We start from the raw sequence: 19,067 nt of genomic DNA, 5'->3' as shown, positions 1-19,067 counted from the left end.
CCCCTAATGTGTCGCGAGCCGCTCAATCCGGCGCAGCGCCAGGGCGCACACCGGAAGGTAGGCGGGCGCCCACCACGGGACCGTAAAGGTAACGACGCATCCGCCGCCCTGCGGAACGATCCGGTGGCCGTTGGCCGGGATCCCCGCCACGGACCAGGACCAGTACCGTCCGGGCTCAAACGCCGTCACGGTGTACGGCAGCGCCACGCCCAGAACGGTCCTGACCCTGCCGCGGCTGCCGAAGGCAAGCCCTCCGCGGAAGGGCCCGGACCCGGGCCCGTCCGCGGCCGGCTCGGCACCGGTGATCGACGGCCCCCAGGCCGGCCACTTCCCGGTATCGGTGAGCAGATCCCAGATGTCCTCCGCGGACGCGTCAATCCGGCGCGACACGGAGAAGCTCATCCGGGCAGCCCGGGCCGGTGCCTGCTCACTTTCTCAGCGACTGCGCGATCTGCGCCATGACCGTGTTGTCGGCCAGTGTGGTGGCATCGCCCACCTCACGGCCTTCCGCGACGTCCTTGAGCAGGCGCCGCATGATCTTGCCCGAGCGGGTCTTGGGCAGTTCCGGCACCACGAGGATGGTCTTGGGCTTGGCGATCGGCCCGATTTCCTTGCCCACGTGGTTCCGGAGTTCCTGCACGATCGCATCGCCGGTGTCCACGGCGTCCCCGCGCAGGATCACGAAGGCGACAACGGCCTGGCCGGTGGTTTCGTCCGCGGCGCCCACGACGGCGGCCTCCGCGACGGCGGGGTGGCTTACGAGGGCGGATTCGATTTCGGCGGTGGATAGCCGGTGGCCGGAAATGTTCATCACGTCATCGACCCGGCCGAGCAGCCAGATGTCGCCGTCCTCGTCCTTTTTGGCGCCGTCCCCGGCAAAGTACATGGTCTCGAAACGGGACCAGTAGGTTTCCTTGAAGCGCTCCGGGTCGCCCCAGATGCCACGCAGCATGGCCGGCCACGGTTCGCGGATCACGAGGTATCCGCCGGAGCCGTTGGGCACGGACTCGCCGAGTTCGTCCACAACGTCCACGGCGATGCCGGGCAACGGGACCTGGGCGGAGCCGGGCTTGGTGGCCGTGACACCGGGCAGCGGGGCGATCATCTGCGCGCCGGTTTCGGTCTGCCACCAGGTGTCCACGATCGGCGCGGGAGTTTCCTTCCGTTCGCCGTTCTTGCCGGCGTTGCCGCCGATGACCTCGCGGTACCACATCCACGCTTCGGGGTTGATGGGCTCGCCCACCGAGCCCAGGACCCGGATCGAGGAGAGGTCCGACTTCGCCGGGATCTCCTTGCCCCACTTCATGAACGTCCGGATGGCGGTGGGGGCGGTGTAGAGGATGGAGACCTTGTACTTCTCCACGATCTCCCACCAGCGACCCTGGTGCGGGGAGTCCGGGGTGCCTTCGTAGATCACCTGGGTGGCGCCGTTGATGAGCGGGGCGTAAGCGACGTAGGAGTGCCCGGTGATCCAGCCGACGTCGGCCGTGCACCAGTAGACGTCGGTTTCGGGCTTGAGGTCGAAGACCGCCTTGTGCGTGTAGGCGCCCTGGGCGAGGTAGCCGCCGGTGGTGTGAAGGATGCCCTTGGGTTTGCCGGTGGTGCCGGAGGTGTAAAGGATAAAGAGCGGGTGTTCGGAGTCATGCCCGACGGCGGTGTGCTCGGCAGAGGCGGTCCCGACCGTGTCCGCCCACCAGTGGTCCCGGCCCTCGTGCCAGTCGATGTCCTGGCCGTTGCGCTTGACGACGACGACGTTCTGCACGGTGTGGCCGCTGCCGTCTCCCTCGTGGGACAACGCTTCGTCGACGGCGGGCTTGAGCGCGCTGGGCTTGCCGCGCCGGTACGTGCCGTCCGCCGTGACGACGAGCTTGGCTTCGGCGTCGTCGATCCGGGAGCGCAGCGCCTCGGCGGAGAAGCCGCCGAACACCACCGAGTGGATGGCGCCGATCCGGGCGCAGGCCAGCAGCGTGATGACGGCCTCGGGAATCATCGGCAGGTACACGGCCACCCGGTCGCCCTTGGCGACGCCGAGGGACTCAAAGGCGTTGGCGGCCTTCTTGACCTCCTCGGTGAGCTGGGCGTACGTGTACGTCCGGGTATCGCCCGGTTCACCCTCGAAGTAGATGGCAACCCGGTCCCCGTGGCCGGCCTCGACGTGGCGGTCCAGCGCGTTGTAGGCGGCGTTGATCTCGCCCCCGACGAACCACTTCGCGAACGGTGGCGTGGACCAGTCCAGGGCCTGCGTGAAGTCCTTGCTCCAGCTCAGCAGCTCGCGGGCCTGCTTCGCCCAGAAGGCGGGCCGGTCGGCGTCGGCCTCGGCATAGTCCGCGGCGGTGACCACCGCGTTGGCGGCGAACTCGGGGGAAGGGGCGAACTTCCGGTTCTCCTGTGAGAGGTTTTCGAAGGCATCGCCCTGGGGCGCCTGCGTTGTAGTGGAGCCGGGTGACTGCTGGGACATGGTGAACCTCATCATTCATCGATCCGTGCTGCGCGGGACCGCCGTCCCGCCGCAGCACCGTGCCGCATGCGCGGCGTCGGGCATCGGCTGGTCACGGTCGGACCGCTAAAGCTGTTCCGAAATACACACTATCGCCTGAGCCCTTCCCGACGTGTGCCGCGTCACACAGCGAACCGTGAGCGGTGTTTGTTAAGCGCCGAATGGTGGTGGGGCACCCGGGGGATCTGGTGCTGGTGACCTTACGTCGTCACAATGGGGCCTAGGAGGACGCACTGCCAGTTGGGGGAAGGGGATCGTGAGACTTTTGGGCCGGGCGCCGGATAACCCGTGGCCGAATGACATGGCCATCCGAGTGGACGAAACGCCGCATCAGCTGACTGTCCTGCTGTTCATCCGCCACGCCTGGGTCATAGCGGCCGACGTCGATGTGCCCCGCCTGGACCCGCTGCCCGAGGTGGGCCTCTCCCGGATCCCTGAGACGGCCGCGCCCGCGGGGTGGGACGCCCGCTGGCGCCGGGCCTGGAAGCGGGCCTGGGACTGGTATTCCGTGGAGGAGCCCGACCCGACGATCCACCCCACTCCGGAGTACATCCGGGCCGCCTCGCAGCCGGGTCATGCCCTCGATCCCCTGATTCCGCCGTTCTGGCAGGCGGACCACGGCTGGGAAGGGATCGACGTCCACGCCTACAATGCGTGGGAAATGGCGTCCAGCCCGCGCGCCTACTCCCGTCCTCGCCGGAACGCTGCCGCGTCCCCGGAGCCTCAGAGCCTGGCTGCCCTGATCGCCGCTTGGGAGAGCGGACTGGATACCGTGGTGGTCCTGCCGTACGAAGGCTACTTCGCCCGACGCCTGACCGTCCGGCACCTTGCGGTTTCAGCTGCCACCCGCAATGAACCGGTCGCGTACAGCCGGGCCTTGCGGGCAGCAGCCGGCACCACGCCGCCGCAGGCAACCGGAGAGTCATGAATCAGCCTCCGGGACAACGCCGGCGGATGCGGGCGCTGGCCTGCATCCTTGCGACCGGCGTCGTGCTCGGTGTGGGGGCCTGTGCCGGGCCACCGAACGCCGCCGACCGCAGCTACCGCGGAGTGGTGGCGTCGCCCTACGTCGCGCCCACAGTGTCCGCGGGTCCCTCGACGACGGCGTCCGCCGCACCGCCTCCCGGACTCGGAACGCCCTTGGCGGGGTGGGTGGACAGGCCCCGGCGGTTCGGCCTCACGGTGTGGGGAAGCTCCAGTTGCCCGCCCGTCCCGACCCGGATTGAAGCGACCGGCCCGGACCGGGTGACCATCACCTTCGAGGAGGCCCGCGAGAGGGCCTGCACCGCCGACCTGGCGCCCACGACGTACGAATTTACGGTTCCGGCCGGCGCGGACTCCCTGCCCCTGGCCGTGACGCTGGCCGACAGCCAGGGTCAGGCGATGCACACTCTGGTGCTGGAATGACGCACGCCGGGAGCCGTGGCGCCGGGAAGGGCGGCCTTATTCCATGCCCATGTCCCCGGCTCGTCAGCTAGTGATCGGCCAGCCACTTGACTAGGCTGAGATGAAGTTGTGACATCCGATGGAGGCGACGGGACCGCGCGCGGTCCCGTTTTGGTCTGCCGTTAGACGGTGCTGTCCAGAGCGCCGCCGTGTAAGGAGAACCGAATGAACGAGCAAGCAAACGGGCAGCTCAAGGCGCCCGCCCAAACCCAGGCGAACGGCGGAGCGGACCGGCCCGCCGGCTACGGGGAAGCCCCCCGTTTCACGGTGGACAAGGCCAGCAAGAAGGCCGGCAAGAAGAACGAGGCGGTCCTCGGACCCTTCACCATCCGCGACCTGACGGTTTTCGGCTCGACGCTGATCCTCTTTATCGCCTCGCTGATCCCGATGTTCGCCGTCCGGTATAACCTGTGGAATCTGGGCAGCCTGTTCTTCCTTGGCCTCGGGATCATCCTGCCCGTGATCGTGGCCGCCCTGTTCGTGGCACGCCGTGTCAGCCCGGGAACCAAGATCCGCATCGGCTCGCTGTCAGTGGACCAGTTCGGCTCCGTGGTGGCGTCCTTCGCCGTTGCTTTCTTCTTCCTGTCCGTCGCGGGCGCGTTCGTGCCCAGCATGTTGCTGGCCCTCATCGGCGCCCTCGGTCTCCTCTCGGCCACCGTCCTGGCCCGGTTGATCCCCTTTTTCGCCGGAGATTTCCTCGACCGCGCTGAAGTGCCCGCCCATATTGTGGCCCGCGACTCGGCCGTCCCCGTCCACAAACCCCGCGCGCCCAAGGCTCCGAAAGAGGCCAAGGATGACAAGGCGCCCAAGGCCGCCGGCACCAGTGCCGTCGCCGGCTGGGCGAAGCGCATGACCCCCGGCGGACAGTCCGCGGCCACGGGTACTGCCCCGCATGGCGACGCGTCGTTCGGTCCAGGAGCGGGCGCCGTTGCCGCCTCGGGTGCGGCAGCTGCAGCTGCCGGTTCCGCGGCTTCCGCCCCCGCCGCTGCCCAGGGCAAGCCCGCCCCCGAACCGTCCGCCCACGAAAAGCCTGCCCAGGCTGCCGGCCCCGCCCCGGCCGTCAGCTCCCCGGCAACCCAGGTTGCGAGCACCGTTCCCGCGGCCTCCGCGACGCCGGCCGCCGCGACGGGCCCGGGGGCGCCGTCCGCAGCCCCCGCGCCGTCGGCTGCCCAGCCGACCCAGGCTGCCGCCGTCGCGCCTCCCGCCGCCGAGCAGACCCAGGCTGCCGCCGTCGTGCCTCCCGCCGCTGAACAGACCCAAGCCGCAGAGGTTCCCGCGGCCTCCGATCACAGCGCCCCCACAACGGTGAACCCGCAGGTGCGCCAGCAGGAGCCGATCGGGGCCACCATCGACCCGGCCAGCCGTCCCGAGGAACACGCCGCCCAGCCCGCGTACGAAGCCTTCTGGTTCGCCGTCGCCCAGCCCCGCACCGCCATGGACGAGCACAGCGGTGCCGCCGCCTTCGTAATCCAACCCGGCGGCTGGGTGCTCGCCCTGGAGGACCGCGGCCACGAATTCCTGGTCCAGCACACCGACGGCCGCGTGGGCGTGCTCCGGGACCTCAGCAACATCGAACGCGGTTAGCCGGCACCCGTGGCCACCGACTCCAGCGATCCTGCCGCCGGCAGCGCCACGCCGGCACCCAAAAGCGCTGGTCGCACGAACGCCGGTTCCAGGAACAGCGGGACCGTAAGCGCCGGGCCGCGGCTTGCGGGGGAGTCCCTGCTGGCCCTGAAACGGCGTGCCCGGCGGATCAACAAGGCGCTGGCGGAGCAATATCCGTATGCGCACGCGGAACTGGATTTCCGCAATCCGTTCGAGCTGGTGGTGGCTACGGTGCTTTCCGCGCAGACCACCGACGTGACAGTCAACCAGATCACGCCGCTGCTGTTCGGGCGCTACCCGGACGCGCGGAGCATGGCAGAGGCGGACCCTGACGATCTTGAGGCCATCATCAAGCCCACCGGGTTCTTCCGGGCCAAAACCCGGAACCTGATGGCGTTGTGCAACCGGCTGGTCGATGAGTACGACGGCGAGGTGCCCGGACGGCTCGCTGATCTGGTGACGCTTCCCGGCGTCGGGCGGAAGACCGCCAATGTGGTGCTCGGCAACGCCTTCGGCGTCCCGGGGATCACGGTGGATACCCACTTCGGCCGTCTCGCGAGGCGGTTCGGCTGGACGGATTCGGATGATCCGGTGAAGGTCGAATCCGACGTCGGGGAACTGTTCGAACCGAGGGACTGGACCATGCTCTCGCACCGGGTGGTCTTCCACGGCCGGCGCGTGTGCCATTCGCGCAAACCGGCCTGCGGGGCCTGCGCGGTGGCAAACTGGTGCCCCAGCTACGGCATGGGGGAGACCGACCCGGAGAAAGCGAAAAAACTGTTGAAGTACGAACTGGCACCGGGCCAGGAGGAGCTGCTGTCAAAGCTTCTCGCAGAGACGCACCGGGCCGCGGAAATCCGGATGGAATCGCAGAGGAAGCCGCTATGACGGCCCGGCAGGACCTCATCGACCTGGTGGCCGCAGTGGAAGCCGGAACGGCGCCGTCACCGGATCCCCGGTGGCGTGAACTCGTCGTCGAACCCGGGGAAAGGGTCCGCCGGGCGGCCGTGCTGATGCTCTTCGGCTCCCTCGACAATGTCCCGGCGGCCTCGGTCAAAGCCCTGGCTCCGGCCGATCTGGACGTCCTGCTGCTGCAGCGCGCGCAGACCCTGGATGACCATCCCGGGCAGGTCGCCTTCCCCGGCGGCGGCATTGACCCGGGCGAGTCCGCGACCGATGCCGCTCTGCGGGAAGCGGAAGAGGAAACCGGGCTGGACCCGGCCGGCGTCGACGTCCTCGGCGTGATGCCGGAACTGGCCCTGCCGCGCGGAAACTTCCTGGTCACCCCCGTCCTCGGCTGGTGGGCGTCCCAGTCACCCGTGCGGGTGGTGGACTATGGCGAATCCTCCCAGGTGTTCCGTGTCCCGGTCCGCGACCTGCTGGACCCGGACAACCGCGTGATGGCCACGGTGACCCGGGCCGGACAGACGTTCCAAAGCCCCGCATTCACCGTCAATGACGTGGTGGTGTGGGGCTTTACCGGGATGATCCTCAACCAGCTGTTCGACCAGCTGGGATGGGCGGTTCCTTGGGACCGCTCGAGCTTGCTCAGTGTCGACACGTGGAGTCGGCTCCACGGCTAAGACTGGGCTTCAAACGCGTCCCCCGCCTGGATAACGGGCGAGCGCTCAGCCGGAGGCCAGGCTGGCACTGGCCCGCGCGGCGGCGCTACGGGTGGCAGCCTGCGGGGGGACGGACTTGCTGCGGGCACCGGACTTGTCTACGACAAACCCGGTGGCGGCGTTCTCCCGCACGGCGTTGATACCCGCGGCAGCGCCCTTGATGGTGTTGAACAATGGTGAAACGGCAACCACCGTTCCGTCAGATGCCGTCAGCTTGAAGAAGTACTTCTTCTCGCCGGCCATGGCGATCTCGAAAATGCCAGCCAATGTGCTGCCTCCCCAAAAAATATGCGTCGTTGCATTGCCGGACGACTATCGGATCAGCCACCGGCCTTACCGAGCGTAACCGCCGTCACAGGCGGGCACAACGCTACCGACGGGTACGTTACGGCGGGGGACGCCAGGGCCTATTTGGCGGTATCGTACGAGTCCACGACCGCCACGCTGACCGGGAATTCCACCGGAATCCTGCCGAACAGCAGTTCCTTGGCCGCGGTCGCGGCCTCCTCGATCGCCCGGATGCAGTCGGCCACGGCGGCTTCCGGGCAGTGGACCATAACTTCGTCGTGCAGGAAGAAGACCAGTTCCCCGCCCGGCGTCCCGTCAGCACGCATGGAGCGGAGCCGCCGTCGTAGCTCTGCCAGCCAGCAAGCGGCCCAGTCCGCCGCGGAACCCTGGACGACGAAGTTGCGGGTGAACCGGCCGCGCGAGCGGGCGATCGAATCAGCCCTGCGCTGTTCCTCGGCGCTGGTCGACTGCTGGCTTTGCAGCCATCGCTCGGACGGCGGAGGGCTGCTGCGGCCCAGCCGTGAGGTGACCGTCCGTCCGGCCTCACCTTCGCGGGCGGCATGCTCCACGAAACCGACCGCGCGTGGATACGTGCGGGTCAGCTGCGGCATCAGGCGCCCCGATTCGCCGGTCGTTGCCCCGTAGATAGCCCCGAGCAGGGCAACCTTTGCTTTGGCGCGGTCGCCGCCGAAGCCCTGCGCGGCGATGCCGGCATACAGGTCCTTGTCCCGCGCAGCCTCGGCCATCTTCGAATCCTGCGCCAGCGCCACGAGCACCCGGGGCTCAAGCTGCGAGGCGTCCGCGACGATCAGCTTGTGCCCCGGATCGGCGTGCACTGCGCCGCGGATCTGTCGCGGAATTTGAAGGGCCCCGCCGCCGCGGGACGCCCAGCGGCCGGAGACCACGCCGCCCACCACGTACTCCGGCTGGAACCGGCCGTTCTTGACCCAGGCATCAAGCCAGGCCCAGCCGTTGGCGGCGTGAAGGCGGGAGAGCTTCTTGAAGGCCAGGAGCGGTTCGATCGCCGGGTGGCTGGATTCCTTCAGTTCCCACTGTCGGGTAGTTTTCACCTCGATGCCGTTCCGGTGCAGCGCCCGCATCAGCTCCTGCGGGGAATCGGGGTTCAGCGCGGGCGAATTCAGCAGATGCCGCAGCTCGGCGGTGAGCGCTTCCAGTTTGGCCGGGCGGTGGCCCTGGGGAGGCCTGGGTCCGAGGTAGTCGGCGAGGATCTGCTCGTGAAGTTCCTCGCGCCACGGCACACCGGTGTGCTGCATTTCCGCCGCGATCATGGCGCCGGCGGACTCGGCCGCGAGCAGGAGCTGGAGGCGTTGCCTGCGGTTGTCACCGGGGCGCTCGACACCGGTCCCTCCCGCCTGACTGAGCGCGTCCTGCTGGGCGGCGTATTCGAGGCGAAGGTCTTCAGGGGTGTGGCGGGGCGCGTTCCGCCAGCCGGGATCATCAAACAGGGCGCCCTGGTCGGCCGGCGGTGGCGGCGGCTGCAGGGCGCGCGGAGGCTGCTGCAGCTCGTCGTCCTGGATCAGTTTCTCGGCGTTCTGCGCGTACGCGGTGTGGGCCGTAAACTCCGAGTGCGCCAGGATCGCGCCGCACAACGTGAGGTCGTAGCAGCGTTCCAGCTCCACCCCGGCGGCCAGCAGGGCGGGGTACCAGTCCTGGGTGCGGTGCCAGATCCAGCGCGGCCGCCGCTGTTCGAGTTCACGCACGACGCCGGACAGCCCGGCGGCGCTGACGATCTGCGGTGCCGGTGCGGCCGGGTGCGGCGCGCCGTCCGCGGTGACTTCCTGGAGAGCTGCGCCGTCGGCGTGGGCGGCGAGCAGCAGGTACATAGGGTCAATTCTGCCGTGCGGCGCGGGGTCCTTTGTCCACCGGATTGCCAGTCGGCCTGTCCGCAGGATTGTCCGCGTGGCTTGTCCACATAGCGGCTGGCCCGGGTTACTGCGGGTTTGCGCGACGGGAAGAGTTGCCGCATGAGTCGTCACGAGTTACCCACGCACCGACCCGGTCCCGGGGCTGGCCTTCTGCACGGCGCCGGTACGGTGACCAGCTCCGGGACCGGAGCCGGGGTGGGCGCCGGGCCGTGGCTCCCGGACGGGACGTCGGAGACGCTGCTGGTGACGGGGTTCGAGCTGCTGCGCGGCGAGGTGGAACGGATCGTGGCGGCCTCGGGCGGCCAGCTGCGCACGGTGGGGAACCTCAGGGAAGCGGTGCCCTTCTGGGACACAGCCGCTGCGGTGCTGGTCGGCAGTGACATCAGCGAGTTGCCGCCGCGGGGTCGGTCGCCCGCGGTCCTCGTCGGCCTCAACGACGACGGCGACCGGCTGTGGCACCTGGCAGCTGCCATCGGCGCTGAACGCGTCGCAGTGTTGCCCGATGCCGCTACCTGGCTCGCCGAGTATCTCAGCCGCGTCCGCACACCTGAGCCGGGCGGACTGGTCCTTGGGATTGTCGGCGGCTGTGGCGGCGCGGGATCCAGCACCGCCGCGGTCTGGCTGGCCCACGCCGCCGCCCGGGAGGGTGTGCGTGTCCTGCTGGTGGACGGAGACCCGTGGGGCGGCGGGCTGGAACTGGCGCTCGCCGCCGAAGAAACGGCCGGTCTCCGCTGGCCGGATCTGGCCGACGCAAGTGGCACGATCGATCCCCGCCAGCTCGCCGATTCCCTGCCCCTGGCCGGGGGATTCCCCTTCCTGTCCTGGCCCGGGAACAAGCAACCCCACAGCGGGGTGGCCCCCGAAGTCGTGGCCGGAGTGCTGGACGCCGCCCGGCGCGGCTTCGAGCTGGTGGTCGTGGACATCGGCCGGGGCCGGGAAACGCTGCGGTCTTTCGCGTGGGACTGCGACAGGATGATCGTGGTTGCGCCCGCGCTGCTGCGGGCTGCCGTGGCAACGGCCCGGCTCCTGCAAGACCTTCCTCCGGTGGAAACTGTGTTGGTGGTGCGGGGCAGACCGGGGACCGCGTTGGATGCGGAATTGGTGGCAGAATCCGTCGGGCTGCCCCTCGCCGGCATCATGCCGGACGTCCGGAGGGCCGCGGCCGCCACGGAGAACGGGCGGCTGCTGGACGCCGGACGGCAGCGCAATGTGCGGCGGTTCGCCGGCATGGTGCTTGAGTTCGGCGCGGGACGCCCCGCATGAGCGCCCATTCTGCGCCGGGCCCGCCAGACGTCAGCGGACGCCCGGGGGTTCCGCGGTACCGCCCGCCCGCCCGAGCCACCGTTGATGCGCGGCTTCTGGAGTCCGTCCGGGAATCCGTGATGTCCGACGCCGGGCCGGTGACCCCGTCGCGCGTGGCGGCCGCCGTGCAGGCGAGCGGACGCCTGCTGGGGACTGCCGGTGCCTTGGCGGCGGTCGAAGGGATCAGCGCGGAATTGAACGGCCTCGGACCGCTGCAGGCGCTGGTCCGGGACCCATCCGTGACAGACATTTTCGTCAACGGCCCCGGCGCCGTCTGGCTGGACCGCGGGGACGGCCTCGAAAGGGCGCCGGTGGCCTTCTCCGGTGAGCCGCAGGTCCGTGCGCTGGCCGCGCGGCTCGTGGCTGCCGGTGGACGGCGCCTCGATGATGGTTCGCCCTGCGTCGACATCAGGCTCGAGGGCGGCTTCCGGGTCCATGCTGTCCTGCCGCCCATCTCCACGGCGGGGACCCTCCTGAGTATCAGGATCCGGCGTGAACGGGTCTTCTCCATGGACGAGCTGCGGCGGAACGGGATGTTCGGAGCCCAGGTGCAGGGCGTGCTGGAACGGATGCTGGAACGCCGTTTGAGTTTCCTGATCAGCGGGGCCACAGGCTCTGGGAAGACAACGCTGCTCGCCACACTTCTCGGCCTGTGTGCGCCGGGTGAGCGGCTGGTCCTCATTGAGGATGCCGCGGAACTGAACCCGGTTCACCCGCACGTCGTCTCGCTGGAGGCGCGGCACGGCAACTTGGAAGGCGGCGGCGTCGTGGATTTGGGCGAGCTCGTGCGGCAGTCATTGAGGATGCGGCCGGACCGGCTGGTGGTGGGGGAGTGCCGGGGTGCCGAAGTGCGGGAACTGCTCGCTGCCATGAATACCGGCCACAGTGGAGGCGGCGGCACCATTCACGCCAACACCGCGGCCGACGTCCCCGCCCGGCTGACAGCGCTCGGGGCGCTGGCCGGGATGGGGCAGGACGCGGTGCGCCTGCAGGCGGCCAGCGCCCTCGACGCTGTGGTCCATGTGGAAAGGCTGAACAACGGGCGGACTGTGTCCTGCATCGGCGTGCTCCAAGGCAGCACCGCGGGCCTGGTGGTCGGCTCCGCGCTGGACATTTGCCGCGGGGCTGTCCGCGCGGGGCCAGCCTGGCCCAAACTCGCGGAACGTCTCGGGCTGGACCCTGGCGGATGGGACCCGGGTGGATTGGACCCCGGCGAACTGGACCCCGGCGAACTGAACCCCGGCGGCAAGAACGCGGCCGGCCCCGCGGGACCAGCGCGGCCGCCGGAGAGAGCGGGGCGGGGGGACCGGGGCGGGGGCGAGGGATGACGGCCCTACTCGTGGGAGTTTTGGCACTCGCTGTGTGCCTGGCGTTTTCGCCGGCGGGTGCCCCACACCAGCGGATTCGTGGGGCCCTTGCCGGCGTACGGGGGGTTCCTGCCGGCAGTGCGGAAACGCGTCCCGGCCCGGCGTCCCGATGGCCGCGCAGGAGCGCTCCTGCGGTATCGATGAACCTGATCGTTCAGCAGTTGGCGGCACTGCTGAGGGGTGGCCGCACCCCCGCCCGCCTGTGGGATGAGTTGTGGCTCCTGCATGTGGGCGATCCCGCCGCGTCCGTGTCCGGGGAAGCCACTGCCGGCCAGCAGGTCCTGGCGCCGGAATCCGTGCGGATGCTCGCTGCGGCCCGCGCGGCCGCGATGCGCGGGGCTCCCGTGGGTGCCGCCATCCGCTCCGCCGGAGCGGCGGCATCCGGCCGAACCGCCGGGGCGACCAGAACCAGCGGTGCCCGCGCGTGGGTGTACGAGCGCCGCGTCTGGTTTCAACTCGCCGCCTGCTTTGACGTTGCCGAAGCCACCGGCTGCCCGCTGGCGGACGTGTTGACGCGTTTTGCCGCCCAGCTGGAGGCGGAGGACGACGCCGAGGCCGCCCGTCAGACGGCGTTGGCGGGACCCCGCGCGACCGTACGGCTCCTGACCTGGCTGCCGTTCCTCGGCCTGGGCCTGGGCTTGCTCCTGGGCGTCGACCCCGTCGAGGTCCTGCTGGGAACCCCCTGGGGCGTGGCGGCGCTCGCGGCGGGCCTGGCGCTCACAGTCGCGGGCCGCTTCTGGTCCGCCCGGCTGGTCCGGTCAGCGGAGGGGCTTCAGCCATGACACCAAGCGCAGCGGGACTGGTGGTGGTTGCGCTTTTGGGGGTCGCCGCAGCTATTGCTCTGTCCGACCGGGGCAGGACACGCCGGCGACTCAGACGCCGGATGAAGCGTGCTCCGGACGACGCAGAGCCGGGCCAGGACCGCCGCAACGATGACCCTTCCGGGCAGTCCGGGCTCCGTGACACGGCGATGATGCTGGAACTGATCGGCGCGATGCTCGACGCGGGAGCCGGGCTCGGCCGTGCCCTCGCCCTGGTGGCCGACCTGGCCGACTCGGAACTCCGGGGTCCCCTGCGGCCAGTCGTCGCGGCGCTCGCCGTCGGTGCCGATTGGGATACCGCCTGGCGCAGCTCCAGTGTCCGGTCGCCGGGACTTCTTGCCCTGCGCGATGCCCTGGGATTTGCCGCGCTCACCGGCGCTCCCTCGTCCGCCATCCTCTATGCCCAGGCGGCACGCATGCGCCGCGAGCGGTTCCGGGCCGCGGAGAAACAGGCCGCAGCCTTGGGGGTAAAGCTCGTTGTCCCGCTTGGCCTGTGTTCCCTGCCAGCCTTCGTCTGCCTGGGCGTGGTTCCTGTGCTGCTGGCGATGCTCCCGGGCTGATTCTCAAGGCCGATTCTTACTGGCCCCAGGGCGCGGTTGGCCGAGACTATTCCCCCACAGCCTGCGTGTGCCGCATCTTTTCCACTTGGCAGGAAGCGCACCTTACTGGCGGTGTACGCAAACGGAAGAGTGGAAACTGCCGGCAGCCCCGCCGGAATCCAACGAAGGGAACGTCCCATGTCATCTCATCATTTTGCGCCCACCCGCACGTCCGGGAAGGTTCACACCGGGCCGGAGGACGCCGAGATCCGCGAAATCTATCCCGGAGCAAGTGACGCGCTCCGGACCCGAAGGCCGGGAAAGCTCTTTGGCTCCGAGGCAGGCATGGCGACGGCCGAGTACGCCATCGCCACGCTTGCCGCTGTCGGGTTTGCCGGCATTCTCGTGTTCATCATGCGCAGTGATGAGGTCCGGGGTTTCCTACTGAACCTCATCCGCACGGCGCTCGCCTTGCCATGAGCCCGGGACAGCCGGCCAAGGTAAGGAACGCGGCAGCGGCAACTCCTCGCGCAGCAGCGACCGCGTGGCGGCGGCCGGGATCGGGCGGCCGGACGTGCCGCGGCGCCGTGACGGCCGAATTCGCCGTGGCGTTGCCCTCGGTCCTGCTCCTGCTCGCCCTGCTGCTGGCCGGCTCAGCGGCGGGCGTCACCCAGCTGCGGCTGGAGGAGGCAGCCAGGGCGGGCGCCCGCGCCCTGGCCCGCGGTGAAGATGCAGCCGCGGTGGACGTCATCGTTCGCCGCCTCGCCGGCAACGCGGCGGCATCAGCCGTGGCGTCCGACGGCGGGTGGCTCAGTGTGACGGTCTCGGCCAGAGTTCCCGGAGCGGTCGGCTCTCTTCTTCCGTGGACCCTCTCGGCCCGCGCGTGGGTCCGCGGCGAATCGTCCGGTCCGTCAGCCGCGGCCGGGGTGCCCTCGGTCTGGCACCATCAGGTGCAGGGTCTCGCCGCATGAGCAGGCTGGCGACGCGCGGGTCAGCCCCGGGCGAGCACCCGCAAAACCCGGAAAGCCCGGGACACCTGGAACGTGGTGCCGGAACCGTCCTGGCGCTGGGCCTGGGGATGCTGGTCGTTCTTGCGGCGGTCCTGATTGTGCTGCTGGCCCAGTCGGGGGCAATGGCGTTCCGCGCGGCGGCGGCTGCGGACTTGGCGGCCCTCGCCGCCGCGGATGCGGCCCGCGGGATCACCCCAGGGGAACCGTGCGCAGTAGCCGCGGATGTCGCGCGCAGGAATGGCGCCAGGATCCTCAGCTGTTCGGAAGGAACGGGAAGTACCGTGCAGGTCCGCACTGAGCTGGAAATCCGGACGCCCGTGGGCGGGGCAACCGGACTGGCCAGAGCCGGCCCGCCGCCGTGAGCCGGTGCCAGCCGCCGCCGGGGGCATGTCCCGCCAACCTCGGCTAGGCCTGCAGCGGAGCCGCGTGGTCCGGCTGCCCGGTGCGCATCTGGTCCGTCGCGTCCTCGAGCAGCACGTCGATGAGGGTAACGGCGGCGTCCTTGTCGAGCGGATTGTTTTTGTTGCCGCACTTGGGCGACTGCACACAGGACGGACAGCCGGACTCGCACTCGCAGGCCTTGATTGCGTCACGGGTTGCGGCGAGCCAGACCTTGGCCTTGTCGTAGCCGCGCTCGGCGAAGCCAGCCCCGCCGGGGTGGCCGTCGTAGACAAAGATGGTCGGCACTCCGGTGTCGGCGTGGATGGCCGTGGACACCCCGCCGATGTCCCAGCGGTCGCTGGACGCAACCAGGGGCAGGAGTCCGATCGCCGCGTGTTCCGCGGCGTGCAGGGCGCCGGGGAACTGCGCCTCGATCAACCCCGCACCGGTCAGCGAGCGGTTGTCCATGACAAACCACACCGCCTTGGTGAACAGGTCCCGGGCACCCAGCTGCAGCGGTTCCTCACCAAGGATCTCATTCGAAATCAGGGCCTTGCGCTGGAAGGAAACTACCTGCGTTGTCACCTTCACATCACCGAAATGCACCGCCACGTCGCCCCACTGGGTGGTGCGCTGCGTCTCGAGCACCTCGATCTGGGTCACGTCCCGGGCCGTGGTGTAGTAGTCCGGATTCGCCCGCCGCACCATCACGCAGTGATCGTCCTCGTTCAGGTCCTCCACCACGTAGCTCTCGCCCTGGTGGACGTAGATGGCACCGGTGTGGGCCTGGTAGTGCGTCTGCGGGGAATCCATGGTCCCCAGCAGGGACCCGGTGTCGGCGTCCACAATGCTCACCGGGCCGCCGCCGTCGGCCCTCAGGTTCACCATTGCCGCCGCGCTTTGCGGGTGGGTCCAGAACCATCCGGCGGGCCGGCGTCGCAGGTAGCCCTGGGTCACCAGCTGATCGAGCAATTTCTCGGACGTGGCGCCGAACAGCCCCAGCTCGGCGTACCCCAGCGGCAGTTCGGCGGCGGCGGCACACAGGTGCGGCCCAAGCACATAGGGATTGGACGGGTCGAAAACGGTGGCCTCCACGGAGACGTCGAAGATCGCCTCGGGGTGATTCACCAGGTAGGTGTCCAGCGGGTCATCGCTCGCGACGAAGGCGGCAATGGCATCCTGGCCAGCCCTGCCTGCCCGGCCGATCTGCTGGAACAACGACGCGCGGGTCCCCGGCCAGCCGGCGACCAGCACGGCATCGAGGCCGGAGATGTCGATGCCCAGCTCCAGGGCCGACGTGCTGGAGACGCCCAGCAGCTCGCCGGAGCGCAGCGATTTCTCCAGGGCACGGCGCTCCTCCGGCAGGTAGCCGGAACGATAGGCCGCCACCCGCTGCGGCAGGCTGGGGTCCACCTCGTCGAGGAGGCGCTTGGTGATGGTGGCGATGGTCTCCGCGCCGCGCCGGGACTTGATGAAGGCGATGGTCCGTACCCGCGAGGAGACCAGATTGGCCAGCAGGTCCGCGGTTTCAGCTACGGCCGTCCGCCGTTCCTTGGCGCCGTTCTCGCCGCGGAGTTCGGTCAGGGCAGGCTCCCAGAAGGCGACGGTGGTGGAACCGTGGGGTGAGGAGTCCTCGGCCACCGCACGGACGGGCGCGCCGATAAGCCGGCCGAAGGACGTACCGGGCTCGGACGCCGTGGCGGAGGCTGCGATGAACACCGGTCCTGAGCCGTCCGAGCTGTAGTAGGCGCAGATTCGGCGCAGGCGGCGCATGAGGTTGGCAACGTGGGATCCGAAGACGCCGCGGTAGCTGTGGGCCTCGTCCACGATCACGTAGCGCAGCCGGCGGAAGAACCGGGCCCACCAGGCATGGTTGGGCAGGATCCCGAAGTGCAGCATGTCCGGGTTGGCCAGAATGAAGTTCGCGTGGTCCCGGATCCACCGGCGGGACGCGGGGTCGGTGTCGCCGTCGTAGGTTTCGGCCCGGACAGTGGGGAGCTTCAGCGCCCGGATGGCGGCCAGTTGGTCCGCCGCCAAGGCCTTGGTGGGGGACAGATAAAGGGTGACGGCGCCGTCGTCGTGGATCTTGCCCGGATCGGCGAGGACCCGCAGTTCGGAGCGGTGGACCGCATCGAGGGCCGGCAGTTGGTAGGCCAGCGATTTTCCGGAAGCGGTGCCGGTGGCGATGACCACGTGCTCGCCGGCGTGGGCGAGGTCGGCGGCCTGGATCTGGTGGCGGTACGGCTCGTGGATGCCGAGGGTGCCGTAGGCGTTCACGAGATCGGGGTGCGCCCACTCGGGCCACGGCGCGTGGACGGCCTGGCGGGCGGCGATGGTGCGCACATGACGGAGCTGTTCCGGGTCCGGGCCGCGGCCCAGCAAAGGAATCAGGGACTCATGTGGGTTCACTCGTCCATTCTTTCACCCGGCCTCAAATCGTCCGGGACGCACCACCCTGGGACTCAGACCACGGACAGGTCGGAGCCCTCATCCGAGGCGGAGAGCATCAGCACATGGCAGACGGCGGTCCAGCCGAGGTGCGAATACAGTTTCTGCCCGTCGAGCGAAGCGAGCAGCAGCCCGGATTCGACGTCGTGCTCGAAAGCCTGGGCGGCCAGTGCCCGCATGATGAAACTTCCCAGGCCCCGCCGCTGGAATCCTGGCTCCGTGACGATCTTGTCGAAGATAGCGGTATGGCCCACTACAAACACCCGGCCGCTCGCCGCAACCTCGTCCCCGGCGTAGACCACGGCATGGTGGACACCGTCCGTTCGGGACGGTACCCACCGGAGGTCATCATCCGGAAGCCAGGGATCCTCGGCGTCCTGTGTCTCCATGTCCACGATCATCATCGTCTGCGAGGCTGACGTGACATTGAGCCCGTGCTGCTGGGCGAGGTTGGTGTAGCGCGCCACATCATTCGTGAGGATCGTGAGGATGCGGGCGGGTATTTCAGCGGTGATAGCGGCCAACGCGGTGAACTCCGCATCGGAGGGGTCGTGGGCGAAGTATTCCCACTCGTGGGTGGTGTCCGCCCTGCGGACAGCAGGGAAAGTGCCCTCCTTGCGCGTCTCATATCCCCGGCACCCGGCCCAGCCGGTGACCCAGATTTCCAGCAAATGGCGGGTGTCTTCAACCATGGCCTCAAGACTCATGTGATGAGCGTATTCCAGCCCCGCCACAAGTAACAGGGGCCGGGTCCGGGAACGGGCCTTGCTTACGCAATTGTGATCCAAGTCTCCGTCGCTGCCGGTGCGGCCGCGACTGGACAACAGCTCCGGTTTGGCGGAACTGCCCGGCTGAAGGGCCCCAGGACGGCCACGGGGGTGCCCCGGCTGCCCTGCTTTTTTGTCCACCCAGTACCCTTAAAACGTGGCTTTGAACAGAATTGTGCTCTTTTACGGCTTTACCCCTCTCGCGGACCCGGACGCCATCCGGCTCTGGCAGCGTGCCCTCTGCGAGAAGCTCGGCCTGACGGGCCGCATCATCATCTCCAAGGACGGCATCAACGCGACCGTCGGCGGCGAGCTGAACGCCGTCAAGCAGTACGTCAAGACAACCCGCGAATACAAGGGCTTCCACGGCATCGACGTGAAGTGGTCCGACGGCGGCGCCGCGGACTTCCCCCGGCTAAGCGTCAAGGTCCGCGACGAGGTTGTGTCCTTCGGCGCGCCGGGCGAGCTCAAGGTCGATGCCGGCGGCGTCGTCGGCGGCGGAAAGCACCTCAAACCCGAGGAACTGCACCAGCTCGTAGAAGAGCGGAAGGAGTCCGGCGAGGAGGTCGTGTTTTTCGACGGCCGCAACGGCTTCGAGGCCCAGATCGGCAAATTCAAGGACGCGATCGTTCCGGACGTGGCCACCACCCACGACTTCATCAAGGAACTCGACTCGGGCAAGTACGACGCGCTCAAGGACAAACCGGTGGTGACCTACTGCACCGGCGGTATCCGTTGTGAGGTCCTTTCCAGCCTCATGGTGAACCGCGGGTTCAAGGAGGTCTACCAGCTGGACGGCGGGATTGTCCGCTACGGCGAAACCTTCAAGGACCAGGGCCTGTGGGAGGGCTCCCTCTACGTGTTCGACAAGCGCATGCACCTGGAATTCAGCGAGGACGCGAAAACCATCGGCGAATGCGTCCGCTGCTCGGCGCCCACGAGCAAATTCGAGAATTGCTCCAACCCGTCCTGCCGCACGCTGACGCTCTACTGCAAGGACTGCGGCGCCAGCCCGGAGACGCTCCGTTGCCCGGACGGCTGCGCGGCCTGACACCCTGCGGCCTCGCGTCCGGCCGGGCCCTTGCCCT

19 protein-coding genes are annotated in these 19,067 nt (G+C 69.1%); 13 read left to right on the top strand and 6 right to left on the bottom strand.

What is annotated here, in order from left to right:
- Positions 1 to 3: 3 nt before the first annotated feature.
- Both ASE96_RS18160 and acs read right to left on the bottom strand, forming a co-directional pair.
- Positions 4 to 402 (bottom strand): SRPBCC family protein, encoded by a 399-nt coding sequence (locus ASE96_RS18160; RefSeq protein ID WP_056433742.1) that lies wholly within the window; start codon positions 400 to 402, stop codon positions 4 to 6.
- A 25-nt stretch (positions 403 to 427) separates the two neighbouring features.
- Complete coding sequence (acs, locus tag ASE96_RS18155) at positions 428 to 2,458, bottom strand: acetate--CoA ligase (protein ID WP_056433877.1); 2,031 nt, start codon at positions 2,456 to 2,458, stop codon at positions 428 to 430.
- Between the two features lie 340 nt (positions 2,459 to 2,798).
- On the opposite strand from acs, the gene ASE96_RS18150 reads away from it, so the two are divergent.
- From ASE96_RS18150 to ASE96_RS18130, 5 genes are all read left to right on the top strand, one after another.
- Positions 2,799 to 3,425 (top strand): hypothetical protein, encoded by a 627-nt coding sequence (locus ASE96_RS18150; RefSeq protein ID WP_056433739.1) that lies wholly within the window; start codon positions 2,799 to 2,801, stop codon positions 3,423 to 3,425.
- Positions 3,422 to 3,904, top strand: coding sequence for a hypothetical protein (locus ASE96_RS18145; RefSeq protein ID WP_156367661.1), 483 nt, complete (start codon positions 3,422 to 3,424; stop codon positions 3,902 to 3,904). The genes ASE96_RS18150 and ASE96_RS18145 overlap by 4 nt, the downstream gene beginning before the upstream one ends.
- A gap of 204 nt (positions 3,905 to 4,108) precedes the next feature.
- Complete coding sequence (locus ASE96_RS18140) at positions 4,109 to 5,527, top strand: US12 family protein (protein WP_056433733.1); 1,419 nt, start codon at positions 4,109 to 4,111, stop codon at positions 5,525 to 5,527.
- A 138-nt stretch (positions 5,528 to 5,665) separates the two neighbouring features.
- Positions 5,666 to 6,436, top strand: coding sequence for an endonuclease III (gene nth, locus ASE96_RS18135; protein WP_056433874.1), 771 nt, complete (start codon positions 5,666 to 5,668; stop codon positions 6,434 to 6,436).
- Positions 6,433 to 7,131, top strand: a complete 699-nt coding sequence (locus tag ASE96_RS18130; RefSeq protein ID WP_056433731.1) for an NUDIX hydrolase — start codon at positions 6,433 to 6,435, stop codon at positions 7,129 to 7,131. The genes nth and ASE96_RS18130 overlap by 4 nt, the downstream gene beginning before the upstream one ends.
- Before the next feature lie 45 nt (positions 7,132 to 7,176).
- Here the strand turns inward: ASE96_RS18130 and ASE96_RS18125 are convergent, their stop codons facing one another.
- Both ASE96_RS18125 and ASE96_RS18120 read right to left on the bottom strand, forming a co-directional pair.
- Entirely contained in the window at positions 7,177 to 7,437 is a 261-nt protein-coding gene (locus tag ASE96_RS18125) for a YegP family protein (RefSeq protein ID WP_056433728.1), read from the bottom strand.
- A 140-nt stretch (positions 7,438 to 7,577) separates the two neighbouring features.
- Positions 7,578 to 9,302 carry a bifunctional 3'-5' exonuclease/DNA polymerase gene (locus ASE96_RS18120; RefSeq protein ID WP_056433725.1) on the bottom strand — a complete coding sequence of 575 codons (1,725 nt, stop codon included), beginning with the start codon at positions 9,300 to 9,302 and terminating at the stop codon, positions 7,578 to 7,580.
- 141 nt (positions 9,303 to 9,443) lie between these two features.
- Between ASE96_RS18120 and ssd the strand changes: the two genes are divergently transcribed.
- From ssd to ASE96_RS18085, 7 genes are all read left to right on the top strand, one after another.
- The gene (gene ssd, locus ASE96_RS18115; RefSeq protein WP_082492844.1) at positions 9,444 to 10,607 is read left to right on the top strand and encodes a septum site-determining protein Ssd; all 1,164 of its coding nucleotides are present in this window, start codon (positions 9,444 to 9,446) and stop codon (positions 10,605 to 10,607) included.
- Positions 10,604 to 11,974, top strand: coding sequence for a TadA family conjugal transfer-associated ATPase (locus ASE96_RS18110; protein ID WP_082492843.1), 1,371 nt, complete (start codon positions 10,604 to 10,606; stop codon positions 11,972 to 11,974). The genes ssd and ASE96_RS18110 overlap by 4 nt, the downstream gene beginning before the upstream one ends.
- Before the next feature lie 179 nt (positions 11,975 to 12,153).
- Positions 12,154 to 12,795 (top strand): hypothetical protein, encoded by a 642-nt coding sequence (locus tag ASE96_RS18105; protein WP_082492842.1) that lies wholly within the window; start codon positions 12,154 to 12,156, stop codon positions 12,793 to 12,795.
- Positions 12,792 to 13,394: a type II secretion system F family protein gene (locus ASE96_RS18100; RefSeq protein WP_056433721.1), complete on the top strand. Its 603-nt coding sequence runs from the start codon at positions 12,792 to 12,794 to the stop codon at positions 13,392 to 13,394. Before ASE96_RS18105 ends, ASE96_RS18100 begins: the two co-directional genes overlap by 4 nt.
- A 129-nt stretch (positions 13,395 to 13,523) precedes the next feature.
- On the top strand, positions 13,524 to 13,853 hold the full coding sequence (locus ASE96_RS18095; RefSeq protein WP_442853915.1) for a DUF4244 domain-containing protein: 330 nt from the start codon (positions 13,524 to 13,526) through the stop codon (positions 13,851 to 13,853).
- Positions 13,854 to 13,960: 107 nt separating this feature from the next.
- The gene (locus tag ASE96_RS18090; RefSeq protein ID WP_056433717.1) at positions 13,961 to 14,344 is read left to right on the top strand and encodes a TadE family type IV pilus minor pilin; all 384 of its coding nucleotides are present in this window, start codon (positions 13,961 to 13,963) and stop codon (positions 14,342 to 14,344) included.
- Entirely contained in the window at positions 14,341 to 14,745 is a 405-nt protein-coding gene (locus ASE96_RS18085; protein ID WP_082492840.1) for an Rv3654c family TadE-like protein, read from the top strand. Before ASE96_RS18090 ends, ASE96_RS18085 begins: the two co-directional genes overlap by 4 nt.
- Positions 14,746 to 14,788: 43 nt before the next feature.
- On the opposite strand, the gene ASE96_RS18080 is transcribed toward ASE96_RS18085, so the two are convergent.
- On the bottom strand, positions 14,789 to 17,173 hold the full coding sequence (locus ASE96_RS18080) for a DEAD/DEAH box helicase (RefSeq protein WP_056433714.1): 2,385 nt from the start codon (positions 17,171 to 17,173) through the stop codon (positions 14,789 to 14,791).
- 53 nt (positions 17,174 to 17,226) lie between these two features.
- Positions 17,227 to 17,919, bottom strand: a complete 693-nt coding sequence (locus ASE96_RS18075; RefSeq protein ID WP_056433711.1) for a GNAT family N-acetyltransferase — start codon at positions 17,917 to 17,919, stop codon at positions 17,227 to 17,229.
- Positions 17,920 to 18,136: 217 nt separating this feature from the next.
- On the opposite strand from ASE96_RS18075, the gene trhO reads away from it, so the two are divergent.
- The gene (trhO, locus tag ASE96_RS18070) at positions 18,137 to 19,030 is read left to right on the top strand and encodes an oxygen-dependent tRNA uridine(34) hydroxylase TrhO (RefSeq protein ID WP_056433706.1); all 894 of its coding nucleotides are present in this window, start codon (positions 18,137 to 18,139) and stop codon (positions 19,028 to 19,030) included.
- Positions 19,031 to 19,067 lie beyond the last annotated feature (37 nt).

The organism is Arthrobacter sp. Leaf69, from assembly GCF_001422645.1.
GTDB lineage: Bacteria > Actinomycetota > Actinomycetes > Actinomycetales > Micrococcaceae > Arthrobacter.
The sequence above is the reverse complement of the archived record's forward strand: the minus strand, read 5'-3'. Positions and strand labels throughout refer to the sequence as shown.